This window comes from Paenibacillus sp. YAF4_2 (genome assembly GCF_052113225.1).
In the GTDB taxonomy this organism is placed as follows: domain Bacteria; phylum Bacillota; class Bacilli; order Paenibacillales; family Paenibacillaceae; genus Pristimantibacillus.
Map to the genome: position 1 here is coordinate 432,920 of NZ_JBFRCT010000001.1, position 17,361 is coordinate 450,280.

A 17,361-nucleotide genomic window follows, 5' to 3' on the forward strand; every position below is an offset into this window, starting at 1 on the left:
AGAAGTACCGGGTAGACTATTTTATGAGGGGGAATTAATAAGTGGCACATATGGAGAATGAACAAATTGATTTTTCAGTGGAATATCACGATCCCAATGGAGTGGTGTTTTACAGAAATGTTAGAGCAGTGGATATTGCTGAAGCGAAGCAGATCATCAGTCTGCTCCACCCCGAAGCTGTAATAAGGGCTGTATCACTTGTACCAGCTGAGGTAATTGGTAATAATTAAATAACAATACAACCATACCGCCAACCTATGGCGGTTTTCTTATTTCCACCAAGAGGTACCTAATCAGGCATTTAATGAAACATTTCGCTGCTTTTTACAGTATGTAAGGCTAAAGGGAAAATAATAGCGAGGAGTCCGTCCATCATGACAAGAACAGAAGACGTATCCTATTTAAAAGAGGAATTGAGACAGATCAAGCAATGGGAACAGGATCAGAAGGATCTTTTTTTCTGGGAAAAACTCGGCAGACTGCCCTTTGCCATTCTTGACCGCCTCACTCCAAAGTTTATTCAGGATAAAATAGGATTGGCGCTGGATGAGCTCGGAAGCTACGTACAAAGTGGCGGTCGTTATCTGATCAGTAAGGAGCAGATGTACCGCAAATTTTTCCCGAATGAAGATCGGGATTCTGAGTTGGACTTAAGCCGGATCGGACAGCTGCCGCTTATCCGAATGGATGAGATAGCCGACAGCATTACGAAATCAAGCAGCAACACAGCGACTATGCAAGGTGCTACTACGGGAATAGGAGGTATTTTCACACTTGCCATCGACATTCCACTCCTGCTGGGCATCTCAATTAAAGCATTACAGGAAATTGCGATTAGCTACGGTTATGACCCGACAGAAAAATCCGAACGTATCTTTATTGTGAAGTGCCTGCAGTTTTCCTCCTCCGACATCGTTGGCAAGAAAGCCATTCTGGAGGATATTGCAGCATTCCATTCAAGTGAGCAAAGCGCACAGGTTATGTCTCAGCTCCAAGGCTGGCGAGAGGTCATGCTTACTTACAGGGATAACTTTGGATGGAAAAAGATAGCTCAGTTGATTCCGATCGCGGGCATCCTATTCGGTGCTTATCTGAATCGTTCAACCCTTCAAGATGTCACTGAAACGGGTAGAATGATGTACCGAAAGCGTAGAATTCTTGAGAAATTGAATGCTGCCGAGGTTGACGAACAGGGGAGAGGGACATCGTAATCTCACTCGGCTGATAACAGAATATGAGGATGGAACAAACAGATTTGATAAGGATGGGGAAGCACTCTTTATCGCTATAAATAGTAATGAAATCGTAGGAGTGTGCGGCTTGAATCAAGATCCTTATTCTGATAGCCAAGAAATTGGGCGAGTTCGTAGACTGTATATTTCGCCAAGTGTACGACGATTTGGAATGGAATAGGGAGGATGCTAATGGAATTCGTTATTGCTGAAGCAAGAAATCACTTTTCAAATGCTTGTATTAAAGACAGACAATCCTATAGCCCATTTATTTTATCAGTCAGTCCATAGGATTTTCAGTTCTAACTCGTTCTGAAAAGAACAGCCATTTTCTTAAGTTGGGTTGAGCTTAGGAATGGTTAAATGAAGATTCGATTAAAGGAAGATGTCACGCAGTGACAGTCTCGAATTTGGTATGATCCGACATTCATATCGCGGTGTAGTTAGCTTTATACTCCAAATATTTTTGCATAATTTAGTTTATTATGGAGAAATTAATTTCAGCAACACAAATCACTTCACATCAGGAGGGCTTATCAATGGCTAAGAATTCGTTACTTGTACCACAAGCATCCGCGGCATTAGATCGTTTGAAATTCGAAGTGGCTTCTGAACTTGGTATTCAGTTCTCGCAAGATGGTTATAACGGAGATTTAACAACGTATAATGCAGGGAAGATTGGCGGTTCAATTACTCGACGTTTAGTTGAGATTGCCGAACAAAGCCTGGGTGGAGCTCAGACTTTTCGTTAATAAACAATAAACATAGATTAATTAACAGGCTGCCGCTCATAATGAACGGCAGCCTGTTTGATTTTCACAACCTATATTATTTCAATTCCGCTATATCGAGCTGACGAATACGCGATTGCTCGGCAATCATTTCAATCTCGATAATTTTGCCTTCTTCGATTTTAATTTCGAGTACAAAGAGCATTTTACCTCGAGGAGCGACGACTGCGCCAACAGAGCCATTTATGAGCACCAACCGTGCACCTTGAGCACGACCGGCAAAGCCCTTGGCCACAGCTTCCGCACCATGCACAATTGGCCATGCTGCAACCGGAGGAAATGCTGGATCCTGTCGGAGTACAACATCGGGATCCAAGACCATTATAAGCTTCTCAAAATCCCCCGAACGTGAAGCAGTCAGAAAAGCATCTACAAGCTCCCGTTTTCGCTTAAACTCCTCGGAATCGGCTGTCGTTTTAGCCCCCTGAATACGACGACGTGCACGGCTCGCAAGCTGTCGAGCTGCAATTTCATTACGCCCGATAATTGGTGCGATTTCCGAGTAAGACAAGGCAAAAATATCATGTAGCACAAATGCAATTCGTTCGGCGGGATTTAAGTTGCCAAGGACCATAAGCATTGCAATACCAACAGAATCAGCCAACAATGTCTCGTGTTCGGGATCGCTGCCGTCATGTTGGTTATTCACCAGCTCAGGCATATCAACTAGCATAAGCTGTTCGCGCCGAGATTTGCGAGCGCGCAGCATATCTAGACAAACCCTGGATACTATAGTCGTCAGCCATCCACCCATATTATTCACCTTGCTGTTATCGGTTCGGCTCAGTCGAATCCATGACTCCTGAAGCGCATCATCCGCCTCGTTTGTAGATCCGAGCATCCTGTAAGCCACCGCATGCAGGTGATTCCGATGCTTCTCGAATTGTTCAACAAGCCCACTTGGATCATTCATCTATCCTATACCTTCCTTCGTTCTTTTTATTTATATGTCGGATCAAACTGTTCAAACGTGACAAAGAGTAAGGAAAGAAATATCTTAAAAATAAATTTCAGTGTATCTGTCACGTTCTCATGTTGCCTTACGACATAGTTAGTGACAAGGAAAGAACATTAAATCTGAGGGGATGATTAAGCTAATCAATATTTTGAAGCAATAAAACATTATAGTAAAGCGAGGATACTCTAAATGACAATTCTTTCGATTGTACTTCAAAGTTTGTTGATTTTATACTATGCCTTTTCAGGTGGTGCAAAAATAGCAGGGGCCAAATACTGGGTTGATATATTCAAGAATCTTGACATTCCCCAGTGGTTCCGTGTCGTCACAGGTATTGTCCAGTTAGTCGGTAGTGCAGCACTCATCATTGGATATTGGTATGATTGGATGATCGCATGGGCAGGTATTTGGCTTGGAATCACGATGTTACTAGCATGCCTAGCACATCTAAGGGTAAAAGATCCGATTAATAAAACGGCTCCAGCTATCGTTTTCGCAGTGTTAATCATCATTCTAACTGCCATTAATTCGGATGGTCTGATTATTTAATGAATCTCAATTATTACGTCGGCAGCCGGTCTAATAGATCGGCTGCCGTTTCATGACAAGATGGAATGAGCTCGGAACACTGAAGTAGTACAAAGGGATAGTTTTGTTAAAACCGTTTTTCTACAGATCAATAATGCTATACTTTTGATAATAATGAGTGAGATGATACCGAATCATTTGGAGAACGGGAGCTGGAACGATGACGGCTTATATGAAACCAAGTTTGGCAGTGAGTGAAATCGAGAACGTGTTGCAGAAGCATCTTGGACCTGGTGCAGCCGAGATTACACCTCTGACAGGCGGAAACTTGAGCAATGTGTTTTCCTTCACCCTTGAAGGCAAAGGTTATATCGTGAAGTTCAGTGACCTAGAGGGCGCGTATGAGACAGAATTTTTTGTTTCGAATTTGTTGTCTAGTCATGGCATCCCTTTTCCTAAATGTTTGGCGCTGGGGAAAATCGACCGATTAGCATACGTAATCATGGAGCGGATGGACGGGCGCAACCTTGCCGAATGCACGGTTGATGGACAAATTCATCAGTTACCGGAGCTTATAGGCATCTTGACGAAAATGGAAAATGTGAATGTCCGGGTAACAAAAGGGTACGGATGGATCGGGCCAGACGGCAACGGAGCCTACACATCTTGGAAGGATTTTGTAGTTGCTGTTAATGCGGAGGATCAGAAGGGTACGTTCTGGGAGAACTGGTATGAACTCTTTCGAACATCTTGTTTGGAAAAAGACGTATATCAAGAGATCTATAATCGTTTAACGGCATACATTCCATATAATGAACCGCATAGGAACTTTGTACACGGGGATTTTCACCAGTGGAACATTTTATCGGATGGCAAACGAATTACTGGTATCATAGACGGCAATTGCATGTACGGCGATTACCTTGTAGACCTTGCCATTCTCGATCGGCATATGCCCTGGAATGATATCATTAAGGCTTACCAAGACGAACAAGAGAAAGCCAATATCGTAATTCCTAACTTCAAGGAGCGCTTAACCGGCGCTTATTATTTCAAGGGACTTGATGGACTACGTTTCTACGCAAAAATGGGATGGACCGATGCGTATCAAGTTACAAGGGATTTTTTATTGAACTTGAAACAACCATAAACAATATAATCAGCTTTCAGAACCGAATCGAAAATCTAGGATTGTAATTGCTGCACGATAGGCCTTGTAGAGATAACGGCTTCTTTTGGGTATACTAGGAGGCAATAAAGGCTTGGAGGGATATTATGGATCGAGGCGTCCGTAAAGTGCCGTTTGGTTACGTTGAGGAAAAGGACTCCCATTCAGGGAAAGGAACGCTGGTGTATTACGATACGTTCCAGGATGTAACGGAGCAACAGCTGACACATACAGCGGCATTGGCAAAAGCACGGTCGTTCGCCAAGCTTGTTCTATATCCCTTACATGAGGAAACGGCAAGACGAATGTGGAAACGTCCAATTGAGCCTTACTACATACGAGAAGATCGTTTGTTTGATTGGCGTCGGGAAAGTGGAGAAGATGGCACGATAACCGTAGAGAATTGGGAGGGTAAGCGGAAGAAGTACACACCTATTGAAGCAGCTATCCGTCATTTGATGGATGTCTATCCGCAGCCACTGTTCCTATATGTATCGCCAGAAACGGCAAACGCATTTGCCTCGTTTAATTCCTTCGAGGAGTGGATCGGAAAGCTTCGTCTAATCATAACCGAGCCGCCACCGGACGCTCATCCCAATCTCACGAAGTACAGACATCGATGGGATGCAGACGAGAAAAGCTGATCTGATATAACAATGAATTAAAGTCGCGTAAATCGCGGCTTTTTTTGTCTTCAAATAGAACCAATGATTGCAGTTTCGTTGTCCATCATATGATCTTGAAATTGGGGCAATATGGTATAATGGGCTTGAAATTCGGGAGACAAGGGAGAAATAAATGATGAAGCTGATCGACTTAAGCGTACCTATTAGTCCACGTATTCAAGAACCACTACCGGCAAAGATCGAGTATTCGAGCCATGAAGCAGGGGCACTGCAAGCCGCGGCGATCCTCGGACTTAAGCAGGAGGATTTTCCAGAAAGCAAAGCATGGGCAACAGAAACCGTGACCCTTAATACACATGCCGGTACTCATATCGACGCACCATGGCACTACTGGCCAACATCGGAAGGGAAGCAAGCAAGAACGATTGACGAAATGCCCCTCGAATGGTTTTATTCTGATGGTGTAGTGCTTGATTTCAGCACTAAGCCGCCGGGATACGAGATTACGACGGACGATCTGAAAGCCGAGTTACAACGAATAAACTACACATTGAAACCTTTTGATATTGTTCTCATTCGCAGTGATGCGGACAAGCGCTTATACAACGAACATTACGCATTCCTTCATGCCGGTGTATCAGCTGAAGCAACGGTTTGGCTGCTAGATCAAGGCATCAAGGTAGTTGGAACTGATGGCTGGGGCTGGGATATCCCTCTCAATCTGCAAGCTGAAGCCTACAAAAAGCAGCCTCAGGAAGGCGTCCTATGGGCCGCGCATTATGTCGGCAAGGATCGGGAATATTGCCAGATCGAGAAGCTGGCCAATTTGGATCAGATCCCAAAACCGTTTGGGTTCAAGGTATCCTGCTTCCCGATTAAAGTGGAAAAGGCGAGTGCAGGCTGGGCACGTCCTGTCGCAATCGTGGAGGAATAAGACTGACAAAATGGGAGGAAACGATCTTTGATTCATACAACAAAACAAGTTCTCAGACGTTTTCTATTAGAAAAACAGCTGCTGCTGCAACCACGACTCAACGAAACGACAAGTAGGGAGCAGGTTCTAGACGTTATACGACAATTAGAATGCGTACAAATCGATCCAGTGGCTGCCGTACGAGCCAATCAGCATTTGGTGTTGTCTGCCCGAGTTGCCAACTATGAGCCCGGCCTAATGAATGAATTACTCAGTAATCATGAAGTGTTCGAATACTTTGCTAATGCAGCATGCATGATTCCGATGGAGCATTATCCTATATTTCAGCCTACCAGGACCCGAATCCGTGAGCATACGTTATCCGCGTTAGAAGCTTTGCAGCCTGTACCGGAGCAGGTAATGGACAAGCTTCAGGATGAGGGGCCATTGCCAGCCAGGGCTTTTGAATCAGAAGTACGGGTTCATGGTTATTGGGAAAATACAAATGCAAAAGCAAAAACGAAAGCGACCTCCCATGCGATAAACCTATTGACTGATGCGGCTCACGTTCGCATTGTCGGCAGGGAAGGCAATCAAAGGCTATTTGATCTGGTAAGCCGAAGCGTTCCAGATGAGCTGCTCAAGACAGCTGAAGACCTGGATATGGAGGAAGCAGAGCGGTTAATGCTGCTTAAATATTTCCGTGCTTACCGCGTATTCGAGCCATCCGACTCTCGGTTTGGCTGGCTGAAGCTGAGTGCTGCAGAGCGCCGTGAAGCGATCAAGCAATTCATTCAATGCGGCATCATCACGGAGGTGGCGGTAGAAGATCTTAAGCACCCTTATTATGTATTATCTTCAGATGTGGAACGGGTAATGGCACACTGTGATGAAACTGCTGACAAGGATAGCAGCTATTTAGAAGCGAAAGCTGAACAGATTACTTTTTTACCACCATTAGATAATATGCTTTGGAGCCGTAAACGGCTTGAGGATTTATTTCATTTTGAATACCGTTGGGAGATCTACACGCCTGCGGACAAAAGAAAATACGGCTATTATGCAATGCCAATTCTAGCTGGGGACAGACTGATCGGCAGAATGGACCCGCGCCTCAACCGGAAAGAAAATTTGCTTAAGGTGGAACTGCTGCAGTTTGAACCTGAAGCTCGTGTTTCAGCACAGCTGCGCAAAAACGTGAAGAAGGCCATTCAATTGTTTGCAAAAGCTAATGGTGCGGATCATGTTCATTATTCTTAAGGCTAACATAGAAAAGGCTGCAGATTAATGGATCTGCAGCCTTTTTGCATTATACAAGCCTTTTGGTACGGTGTGGTGGAAGATGAACCGCAACACCAATTACGATTACTTTGCTGCCTTTTGGGTACGTTTGGATAACGACCGGAAAAGTTCTACCGCTTGGCTTGGTGTTTGTCAGTGTTATGACGGAATGATGGGAGATGGCTGTGTAAATAGCTTTTGAACCTGAGAAAGACCTTCTCCAATATTTGTCAAAGTAGAGGATCTCGTCCCGCATATCATGTACCGTGTAATTTCGTTCCAACCTAGCAGCCATAATCGAACACTTCCTTGTCCTAATATGAAATGGATTCTCTTAAGGATATGCAAGATTAATAGATTGGATTGTTCTGCTGCCTAAGGGCAGTAAGATACTGTCAGCCCAACATAAATAAAGGTCTCGCCTGGAAAGAAACTTAACGGAAAATGGAGGTTATTTTGGTAGTTCTAGAGACTCATTTCATATATCAATAGCATGGACTACAATATGCATGTTGGTAACTGGATAATGTTACCAAACATTTTATCTTGAAAGGGGTAATTTATGTTACTTAGCCAACCGTCAGTCAGAAATCTTAATGTACATTACGATCTCCGATTTCTGGGTGACACGGGACAGGATGAACCGCTCATTCTAAGAGCAGGAGGCGTATCGTATCCACTTGTAAGACATAATTTCGATTCATTAAGCGCCAATGGTTTTGAGTACGAGTCCGAAGTCCTGCATCCCACTCATTATGGTGTCTCCATACCCCACGACACTTCCAAGGTTCAATTCATTCGCGTCTACGGTCCACCAGACCATCAAGGTATCCCCACGCTGAAGGCAGCAGCGATCTCGACATCTACAATCGGGAAAGTATTTTCTGCGGCCGATACGGCCAAAGCCATCCTATTTCTCAATCCGAGTATAACGGTCCTAACGCCTGACCACTCAGACACCGTGTTAAATCATATGGATGATACCGACGAGCTCCGCCAAATGGTCTTTATGCTCGAGCAGTTGAAGGACAGCTGGAATACACCAACGGTTATAACGGACGATAAAGGTCAACCAGTTAGGGATAAGGCAGGAAAGCCGTTCTACTCCTATGAGCTTCACCCGTACTTGTTGAATCTTACCGCAGGTGCTTCAGCTAGCACCAAAAGCAAGATTTATAGTGATCCTAGCTTGCGTGGTATCCGTTGGAATGTACAGGCCGGAATCAGCCACATCGCTGAAAATCAGGAGAATCCAACTGCCTTAGCTGCAAGTCAGAGCGGATATCACTACAATTTAAAGGATGGCGGACCGCAATACGGCATTTCAGTAGCGGTTGAGAAACTGACCAATTCGTTCGAGCTTGATCTGAAGGTGACTAATTCGTTCATCCGGCATATGTCAGTCTACGCGACATTCTATAAGGGGGATGGTATTACTCCCATTGAGATGAATAGCGAAGCTTTGCTTGCTCTGCTGAGGGGAGAAAATCTTCTCGAAGTACAGGAATGGATGGATGCACTTGGTGAGGCGGAGAGCTTCTTCTTGGTACCAAGTCGCTCAAGTTCATCGGCAACGTCAGCCCGGAGGGAACTTTCCTTGGCATACCTGTGACAGAATCTTCTTCGCTGTTCTCGTTCCAATTGCCATCCGCTGACCCTATTGGCAAGCTCCGTCTATCCATTGGAAGTCTCGGTAACGGCAATTCCCATTCCGATGCGGTTCCGAGCGCGGCGTGGATTGGAATCGGGGCAACTTCCCTGATGGAATTGGTCATCCCAACCGTATCCTTGATCATGACGGTAGGTACTGAGAGCAGCAAGATGTTCGATACGCTCTTCAAAAAAGTTAAATTTATTGCTCCAACCGTCTATTCCATCTATACGGTCGTCAAAGATATCATCAACGACTCAAGTAATACAGGCAACGATGTGAAAAACATGATTGCCTCGCTTGCGGACAGGATTGTCTCCACGATTCTCACTGGTTCAGAATTTGCAGCAGAGCTAGCTGCGATATTATCCACCGAGGAGCTCGAAGAAGCTATTCCCGTCGTAGGTTGGGGACTGAAGGCTTTGGCACTGGAGGGGACAGTCGCTCAATTGGCTCAAACCGTTGGAGAAGTTATTGCTTCTCCGCGAGTGGTCGATTTTGAACTAACCGTAACGATGGATGCATCGATATCTCTCATTGCCGAAGCAGATGACGGACAGCAGCCGGAATTCGCAGCTACCGCAGCCTATTACATCGTCACAGCGCAATATAGTGACAATACAACCCGTACATACAGAGGTGTAATTCCAGATCCGAAGGCAGCAAGTTTATCATTCGAGCTAAAGAACGTCCCAGTCGGCGGAAAAGCAACTTTCCTGGCTGCTGTATATTCCAAGGAAGGATGGCTTGTTGGCGGAGGTAAATCTGACTTATTGGATAATCTGCTTACACCAGGCAAAGACCAACTGGTCACCTCGGTTAATGTAAAGCAGATGTTGTATCCGCTCAATGAACAGACGACCTACTTGCATAACCAGCTGCTGGTTCAGCAGGATGGCCAATATTCATGGAAGGAGACTGTCGAGTCTCCAACAGAAACTGCTGAAAACCTTGGAACAGGAGGGAGCGGACATGTTCTTGAGAATCTGGCAGGGTTAACGTTGAATTCTAATATGGGGCTGCTGGGCTATGCTTGGCAAGCATCTGGCATGAATATTCCGCCAGTCGATGGTGACAACGGGGACAATCTGCAGCTGTATGCTTTTAAAAATATTGCATATGGTCCGAATCCTAATGCAGGCGTAATGAATACGCCGAAGGGCTTCAATAAAGCTCCGTTGCTTGCTTATCCTCAGTTGGGAGCGGAAACAGGAGCTGCCGAATATTTTTATCTGGATCCAACAGGTGACTCAGAGCACGGTTATCACCTGAGACGGATCAAACCAATCAATGACCCTTCGGTCCCACAGAGCAGTCCTGATCGAGAATTCGACCTTTCGGCAGGAGAGAGCTGGGGACGATTCAATCTGCTCCCCGCATCCATGGCCTATCATTCTAATGGTTATGTTGTTGGCGTCAATCCCGCGTATCCCGTTTTACAGATTCTTCGAATCCCTTCCAGTGGCCAGCTGGACGACCAAGCACCATGGGCGATGATCACGCTTGGGCCAGGCACGAGGGAGGGACTGCTGCTTCAGCCAGAACTGGTAGCGATAGCTCCAAATCAGACCGTGTATGTATTGGAGAAAGGCAACCAGCGAATTCAGGCTTTCAGCCGCGGTGGTCATCCAGTAGCCGCTTTTGCCGATCCCGTGTATCCGTATTGGATCAGCTTGGTGAACCACGATGCTGCTCAGGATGTGAAGTATCTCGCTATGAGCGTAGAAATTCAAGGCCACATCTATGTACTAAGCCAATATGGAAATGGTTATGAGGCAGATCAGTACTATCTGGATATTTACACGCCTGCCGGCAGCCATTTAGTTACACAGAGAGGATTGGTGGCTGCGTCGATGGCCGTTGATCTCTGGCGGAATCTGTATACCTTGAACTTCCAACAAATCAGCTCTCCAACAGGCCGTACGGAGCCTTCGGTCAGCGAATGGACGCCAAGCACGCCAAGAAAGGATGGGATCCAATGAATCCTATTACAAAGTGGACATTCAACACAGACTCGCTTGGATATGTAGAATCCTTTTATGAAGAATATTACTATGCAGGTGGATTTGCTATCGTTGGTATAGGTGGCGGTGGAACGACTAGTGAATTTAACATTTATAACTTGGGCGGCAGCCTGGTTGCCATCCAGGACCCTTTCGCGAACTGGTATTGGAACAGCCACTACAATGACGAGATGATGCTGTGGAATAATATCGATCACAATTTTACGTCCGACCATATCGGGGATGAACAAAAGTTTAAGCTTATCAATCGTGGTCACGGACAGATATCCTTACAATCCACAACGGGACCAAATGCCGGGAAATATTTGCAATCCTCCAATGGCGGATGGTACCCAGCCAACTTTGGATTTGGGGATGGCACTTTAGTATTGAAGGAAGAAGGATCTCTATTCAAGGTAGGGGGAAGTCTCTTGCCTATCTTGATCATTACGAACTCTGCACGAGATTTGGATCTGTCCGGTGCAGATTTATCCGGATTGAACTTGGATAATGCAGATCTTACTAATGCTAATTTCAGCAGGGCAAACTTCAGCAAAGTGCAATCCTTTCATGATGCTCAATTCGTCAATGCCAATCTACAGCTCGCCAATTTCGATGGTCTATGCTTGAACGGTGCCAATTTCTCGTATGCCGATTTCAGTGGAACGGATTTATCGAAGATATTACCTTCACCATCCCAGCTATCCCATGCCAAGCTGATCAAAGCCAATTTGAGGGGAGTAGATTTGTCCAAGTCTAACCTGACCTACGCGAACCTGAGCGGCGCGATATTGGACGGTGCAAACCTGAACGGAGCGGACTTGACAGGCGCAGACTTAACCGGTGCATCCCTTGTGAACACAAAGCTGGACGGCGCGATTATGCATAATACTCGGTTTGACCATTGTGATCTCTCGCAAGTATCTTTCCAGTATCCGCCTGACTTCACCAGATCCGAGAAGGATCGCACCTCATTTATCCAAGCAGTCGTACCGTATAAGCTTCTCGGCAGCGACTGGTCTTACCTGGATCTTTCCGAAGCCAACATCACAGATATCCCCGAAACCTTGGCCGATTTGAATGCAAACTATGCGCTGCTGCCGGATGGATTAGATTTTAGCAAAAAAGATCTACACAGCGCTTCTTTCAATGGAAGCCGAATGTATGAGATTCAGCTTCAGAATGCCAACTTGGAGAAGGCACAGCTCACCCATGCACGGCTGAAAGGGGCCAAATTAACTGGCGCTAATCTATCGATGGCTAATTTGGACAGTGCCTACCTGATTTCAGAGAATGCCTCGTCTCCAGGAGACCCAGTTAAGCATGAAGCGGCGGTTGTAGATGATGCTTTCCTCATCAACACGAATCTGACTGGTTCTTTCTGCGATGGGGTAGACTTCTCGGGCTCGCTGTTTATGACCTATGCTGCTCTGGATCCAGATGGTATTGCGAGCGCAAAGAGTGCAACGATGAATCTTGCCAAATTCAATAAAGCCATATTGATTCAAGCTGAATTCGACAACGCGCAACTAGCTGGCAGTGATTTTAGCAATGCTGTATTGGTCGGAGCAAGCTTCAAGCAAGCGCAATTGATTCCCGCTACACAGCCTCCTAACCCTGATGCCAGCTTCTACGAAGCGGATTTGCGTGGTGCAGACTGTACCGGCGCCAATATGGATGGACTTGATATGCGGTCAGCGCAAATATCGACCGGGCAGGGTGAATTTAATCAGGTGTACAAGGATTACTACGGGGTTCCAATACCTGTAATACTGTCGTATTCCGCTACAGTGCTAGGAAACACAACTTCCGGCACAACATGCCCGGATGGCTCCAGGGGGCCTTGCCATTTGAAGCTGATGACAACAGTCTTTTCCAGTGATGAGCAGTAAATATAAACAAGAACAGGCAAATTAGGATGGACTTATCTTAATTTGCCTGTTCTTTTTAATTGGATTATTGAGGTAGATCATTTAGTGGGAAATATGGTCAGTGGGCGAAGATGAACATTACCTCAAACCAGGAAAATTTCCTTTTGAATGAAAATGATTGTTTAGTCCACCCTAAGGATGAATGTGAAGTGATCTTTGAGGGGGATTCGCTTTGTCAAATTCATCAGGGTTAGTGTTAACTCCACCAGCACGTGATACCAAGGTATTCGTTCCGGAGCTCGTATATTTTGAACCGGATGCGCTAAACTATCCGAAAGGCCAAAGAATACATGATTGGGCAGTAGAACAAGGACTTCCAATTCGTATGACGACCTCTCATAATCGAATAACCAATTTACCGGGAGAAAGTGATCTTGAGAAATATAGGATAGCCAAAAGAACACTTGTTGTTGGCATTCGAAAAACGTTGAAATTCGACCAGTCCAAGCCTTCAGCGGAATATGCCATTCCTATAGCTACAGGATGTATGGGCCATTGCCATTATTGTTATCTTCAGACTACTCTTGGGGCAAAGCCTTATATACGCGTCTACGTTAATACCGGAGATATTCTAGAGCAAGCTGAAAAGTATATCCAGGAACGCGCGCCAGAGATTACCCGATTCGAAGCGGCGTGTACTTCTGATCCAGTAGGTCTAGAGCATATCTCTGGTTCGCTGAAGGAATATATCGAATTTATGGGGCAGCAGACGCTTGGCCGGCTTCGTTTTGTCACGAAATATCACCATGTAGAGCCGCTGCTTGATGCGAAGCATAACAAACACACTCGTTTTCGTTTCAGTGTCAATGCTGACTACGTCATTAAGCACTTCGAGCCGGGAACCTCGAACTTTTACGAACGAATTACCGCAGCCGGTAAGGTTGCTCACGCTGGTTATCCGCTTGGATTTATTATTGCCCCTATTATTTGGCATGAAGGTTGGGAAGATGGGTATGCCGAGCTTATAAGTCAATTAAGAAAAGCTCTTCCACCCGAAGCAAGATCGGATTTAACGTTCGAATTAATTCAGCACCGGTTTACGAAAACGGCAAAAAACATTATTCAGCAACGATATCCAAAATCCAAGCTGGAAATGGACGAAGAGAACCGCAAGTACAAGTGGGGTCGTTGGGGTCAAGGCAAATACGTTTATCCTGATGATCAGGCAACCGCACTTAAACAATTTTTATACAAACAGATCAATGATCATTTTCCAGAAGCGAAAATCGAATATTTTACGTGATTTAGTTCACAAGACATTAGTCCGCAGGGTAAACCTGCGGGCTTTTCGTTTTTTGTACAGTATATACAAAACGATTAATACAGTAATTAACTCGAATCACACCATCGTTGTGCTGTTATTCGAGAATTGAACAGTTTCCATGATCCGTGGCTTCGTGCACGATGGTAGAGCGGAGACGGAATGACCGAATCCGCTCCCATTCCAAGCACAAAGGAGAGATAACAGTGATGAAATCCAAACGGACGGTGACCGGATTGATCTTGTCGCTGGTTCTGTTGACCGCAGCATTCCCGTTGCCGGCAGCAGCAACAGCAGCGGTGCCAGCTGGAGGAAACATGATCTCAGCAGCAGATTACGGCGCAAACGGCCAGGATGGTCTGGACGATAGAGCAGCAATTCAAGCGGCTGTGGATGCAGCTTCAGCTGGCGATACCGTTCTTATTCCGACGGGTACGTATCAGTTGTCAGGCACGGTGATGGGAAAGTCGGACGTTTCCATTAGAGGCGAGAAACGAGATAAGACGATCATTCAGTTCACCTCAGAAGCAGATACATACATGTTCTACCTGCATAATGTAACGAACGCTTCGGTATCAGACTTGACGTTGGATGCAGAGCAAAGCCAGATTGCAATGTCGGCTGTCGTGTCCGAAGGCGGAAGCAAAAACAAGATGAATAATCTTAAAGTTCAGAACTTTATCGCGACGGAAGGCTTTGGCCCGCATGCCTTGTACGTTGTAGGTTCGACTCATGTGAGCATTACGAATAATAAGATCACTAATATTGGAACCGCTTCCATTTGGGGCGCAGGCGTTCGTGCAGGCTGGGGTTCGTCGGATGTGCTGGTCGAGAACAACGTCATCGCGGATACAGGCCGAGGCGGCATTCTTGTCAACGATGACAGTCCAGGTGCTGTCATTCGTTCCAACAAAATAACTGGCTCGGGATTGAAGGAGCACGGCTTATCTATTGAACTGCATACGAACGTGGATAACTCCATCATTGAGGACAATGTAGTTGATTTCTGGATCAGCGCAGTTCGTTCCGACACAGTGGCGATTCGCCGAAACGTCGTGAAGCCGACAGACGGCAGGGTTGGCAGTATCGGCCTTGAAGTAATGGCGGACAACGCTGTCACGACAGACAATATTGTAGACGGCGGCCAGCAGGTAGGTATTCAGCAATCTCCGGGTACCGGTCATCAGCTGTGGGGCTATAACGTTGTCAAAAATATGGTCATGTGGGGGATGCAGCTGCAGGGCGAAGGAACAGGAGAAATCGAGCAATTCCAATATTTCTACAAGAACAGCTTTATTAACACGCAGGAGGGCAACCCTGCCGCGGCGTATCCGGGTTATGACGGGAACGGTGTGCGGATTCACGGCAGCTCGCAAAACCTGACGTTCGACAGCAATATAATCTCAGGCAATGGGCGTAAAGGCATCGAATTCACAGGAGCGGCGGGCGTCGACCGGCTGAGCTTCATCAACAATATAGTTACGGGCAACAAAGGCGTCGCTGTTGATCCATATCCATCTGCGGCTGGACACCTGGAATGGAAAGGGAATATCGTACTCCGGAACGGCAGCAACGAGCAGCCGGTATCGCGGGGCTTTACCAATCCTAAGCCGACGGCGGATTTCGAAACTCCAACCCTCGTACGTGTCGGCGAACCGGTTACGTTCGTGAACAAATCGAAGGACAACGGCTCCATATCGCATCAGTTGTGGGATTTTGGTGCTGGATTGCCGAGTGCAAGCAAACAACCGACCTATGTATACGACCGGCTTGGTGCGTATCGGGTAACACTGGTTGTCTGGGATAACGAAGGACGCTCCAGCCTTAAGGAATGTATCGTACTCGTGCGTCCAGGTAAACCGGATACGCAAGCGCCGTCAGTTCCAAGCAATCTTGTCTCGCCGTTGCAAACTGATGAAACGATTGCTCTGAGCTGGAATTCGGCAGCGGATAATGTCGGGGTTGTCAGCTACGATGTGTACGTGAATGGGTCGCTTGCTGGATCTACTGCTCCGGGAGAATTGACCTATCTCGTAAACGGGCTTTCTCCTCTGACAACGTACAGCATTACGCTCTGTGCCAAAGATGCTGCGGGCAACATATCTTCTCCAAGTGCAGCGCTAGCGGTTACGACCGAGGCACCCGATGCAGAGCCTCCAAGCAAACCAGCTGGTCTGACTGCTGCAGTAAGCGGCGCGACTAGCGTCAGCTTGAGCTGGATGGCGTCAACTGATAATAAGGAGGTTACGGGTTATGAGGTCTATCGAGGCGGCAATCTGATTGGGAAGACAACGGGTTTAACATACGAGGCAACAGGCTTGATGCCAGGAACATCGAATACGTTTGTGGTCAAAGCGAAGGACGCCGCGGGTAACACTTCCGAAGTAAGTGATCCGGCTGTGGCCGTTCAAGCCGCGCCTCTTGGCGACGTGTATTTAAGCGATTATAACTGGGACAGCGGAACGGCGGGCTGGGGCAGCATCATGCGAGACAAATCCTCTGACGGCAGGCCAATTACACTTAATGGTGTCGAATACCCTAAAGGGCTTGGCACGCATGCCGCTTCGGAAATCGTCTATACGTTAGATGGAGCATACAGCCGTTTCCTCGCTAAGGTAGGAGTGGATGACGAGACGTATGGCAACGGCGCAGTATCCTTTGAGGTATGGCTGGATGGCGTACTTGCTTACAATAGCGGCGTCATGACCGCGGATTCCGATACAGCGTCAATTGACCTGGATATTAGCGGCGCACAAGTTCTTAAACTGGTCGTTACAGATGGCAGCAACGGCACCGATTGGGATCATGCGGATTGGGGAGATGCCCACATCGTATATTACAGCGGCGAATAGAGACGCGGAGCGCAAATTTTTGAAGGAATGAAACAAGGAGGCCGTACCAAACGGACGGCTCCTTGGATCCATTTTATTGAATGAAGGGAGGTGAGTAATGAATCATAATGTTAAGCACGGGTAAGCCGTAAATGTCTGCATGTCATTATTCTTATGTAGAAAGCGA

General features: G+C 46.4%; 16 protein-coding genes. 14 read left to right on the plus strand and 2 right to left on the minus strand.

Features of this window, described 5'->3' with window-relative positions; translation table 11 throughout:
• The first annotated feature begins 41 nt into the window (after positions 1–41).
• The 4 genes from AB4Y93_RS02125 (at position 42) to AB4Y93_RS02140 (ending at position 1,984) form a co-directional block, all read left to right on the plus strand.
• Complete coding sequence (locus AB4Y93_RS02125) at positions 42–230, plus strand: hypothetical protein (protein WP_441888483.1); 189 nt, start codon at positions 42–44, stop codon at positions 228–230.
• 144 nt (positions 231–374) lie between these two features.
• Complete coding sequence (locus AB4Y93_RS02130) at positions 375–1,211, plus strand: EcsC family protein (protein ID WP_441888485.1); 837 nt, start codon at positions 375–377, stop codon at positions 1,209–1,211.
• Positions 1,171–1,413 carry a GNAT family N-acetyltransferase gene (locus tag AB4Y93_RS02135; RefSeq protein WP_441888487.1) on the plus strand — a complete coding sequence of 81 codons (243 nt, stop codon included), beginning with the start codon at positions 1,171–1,173 and terminating at the stop codon, positions 1,411–1,413. The genes AB4Y93_RS02130 and AB4Y93_RS02135 overlap by 41 nt, the downstream gene beginning before the upstream one ends.
• A gap of 358 nt (positions 1,414–1,771) precedes the next feature.
• Positions 1,772–1,984, plus strand: a complete 213-nt coding sequence (locus AB4Y93_RS02140; RefSeq protein ID WP_441888489.1) for an alpha/beta-type small acid-soluble spore protein — start codon at positions 1,772–1,774, stop codon at positions 1,982–1,984.
• A gap of 76 nt (positions 1,985–2,060) precedes the next feature.
• On the opposite strand, the gene AB4Y93_RS02145 is transcribed toward AB4Y93_RS02140, so the two are convergent.
• Positions 2,061–2,936 (minus strand): sigma-70 family RNA polymerase sigma factor, encoded by an 876-nt coding sequence (locus AB4Y93_RS02145; protein ID WP_441888491.1) that lies wholly within the window; start codon positions 2,934–2,936, stop codon positions 2,061–2,063.
• A gap of 234 nt (positions 2,937–3,170) precedes the next feature.
• Between AB4Y93_RS02145 and AB4Y93_RS02150 the strand changes: the two genes are divergently transcribed.
• From AB4Y93_RS02150 to AB4Y93_RS02170, 5 genes are all read left to right on the plus strand, one after another.
• The gene (locus tag AB4Y93_RS02150) at positions 3,171–3,530 is read left to right on the plus strand and encodes a DoxX family protein (RefSeq protein ID WP_441888493.1); all 360 of its coding nucleotides are present in this window, start codon (positions 3,171–3,173) and stop codon (positions 3,528–3,530) included.
• Positions 3,531–3,729: 199 nt separating this feature from the next.
• The gene (locus tag AB4Y93_RS02155) at positions 3,730–4,659 is read left to right on the plus strand and encodes an aminoglycoside phosphotransferase family protein (RefSeq protein WP_441888495.1); all 930 of its coding nucleotides are present in this window, start codon (positions 3,730–3,732) and stop codon (positions 4,657–4,659) included.
• A 125-nt stretch (positions 4,660–4,784) separates the two neighbouring features.
• On the plus strand, positions 4,785–5,321 hold the full coding sequence (locus tag AB4Y93_RS02160) for a hypothetical protein (RefSeq protein ID WP_441888497.1): 537 nt from the start codon (positions 4,785–4,787) through the stop codon (positions 5,319–5,321).
• A 157-nt stretch (positions 5,322–5,478) separates the two neighbouring features.
• Positions 5,479–6,237: a cyclase family protein gene (locus AB4Y93_RS02165; protein ID WP_441889225.1), complete on the plus strand. Its 759-nt coding sequence runs from the start codon at positions 5,479–5,481 to the stop codon at positions 6,235–6,237.
• A gap of 27 nt (positions 6,238–6,264) precedes the next feature.
• Positions 6,265–7,476 carry a winged helix-turn-helix domain-containing protein gene (locus tag AB4Y93_RS02170; protein WP_441888499.1) on the plus strand — a complete coding sequence of 404 codons (1,212 nt, stop codon included), beginning with the start codon at positions 6,265–6,267 and terminating at the stop codon, positions 7,474–7,476.
• A gap of 49 nt (positions 7,477–7,525) precedes the next feature.
• On the opposite strand, the gene AB4Y93_RS02175 is transcribed toward AB4Y93_RS02170, so the two are convergent.
• Positions 7,526–7,792, minus strand: coding sequence for a hypothetical protein (locus AB4Y93_RS02175; protein ID WP_441888501.1), 267 nt, complete (start codon positions 7,790–7,792; stop codon positions 7,526–7,528).
• 267 nt (positions 7,793–8,059) lie between these two features.
• Here AB4Y93_RS02175 and AB4Y93_RS02180 point away from each other — a divergent pair, with 267 nt between their 5' ends.
• The 5 genes from AB4Y93_RS02180 (at position 8,060) to AB4Y93_RS02200 (ending at position 17,195) form a co-directional block, all read left to right on the plus strand.
• Positions 8,060–9,109, plus strand: coding sequence for a hypothetical protein (locus tag AB4Y93_RS02180; RefSeq protein WP_441888503.1), 1,050 nt, complete (start codon positions 8,060–8,062; stop codon positions 9,107–9,109).
• Positions 9,106–11,130: a hypothetical protein gene (locus AB4Y93_RS02185; RefSeq protein ID WP_441888505.1), complete on the plus strand. Its 2,025-nt coding sequence runs from the start codon at positions 9,106–9,108 to the stop codon at positions 11,128–11,130. Before AB4Y93_RS02180 ends, AB4Y93_RS02185 begins: the two co-directional genes overlap by 4 nt.
• The gene (locus AB4Y93_RS02190; RefSeq protein WP_441888507.1) at positions 11,127–13,043 is read left to right on the plus strand and encodes a pentapeptide repeat-containing protein; all 1,917 of its coding nucleotides are present in this window, start codon (positions 11,127–11,129) and stop codon (positions 13,041–13,043) included. The genes AB4Y93_RS02185 and AB4Y93_RS02190 overlap by 4 nt, the downstream gene beginning before the upstream one ends.
• A gap of 211 nt (positions 13,044–13,254) precedes the next feature.
• Positions 13,255–14,325, plus strand: coding sequence for a spore photoproduct lyase (gene splB, locus AB4Y93_RS02195; protein ID WP_441888509.1), 1,071 nt, complete (start codon positions 13,255–13,257; stop codon positions 14,323–14,325).
• A 227-nt stretch (positions 14,326–14,552) separates the two neighbouring features.
• A complete protein-coding gene (locus AB4Y93_RS02200; RefSeq protein ID WP_441889227.1) occupies positions 14,553–17,195 on the plus strand; it encodes an NPCBM/NEW2 domain-containing protein in 2,643 nt (880 codons plus the stop codon).
• Positions 17,196–17,361 lie beyond the last annotated feature (166 nt).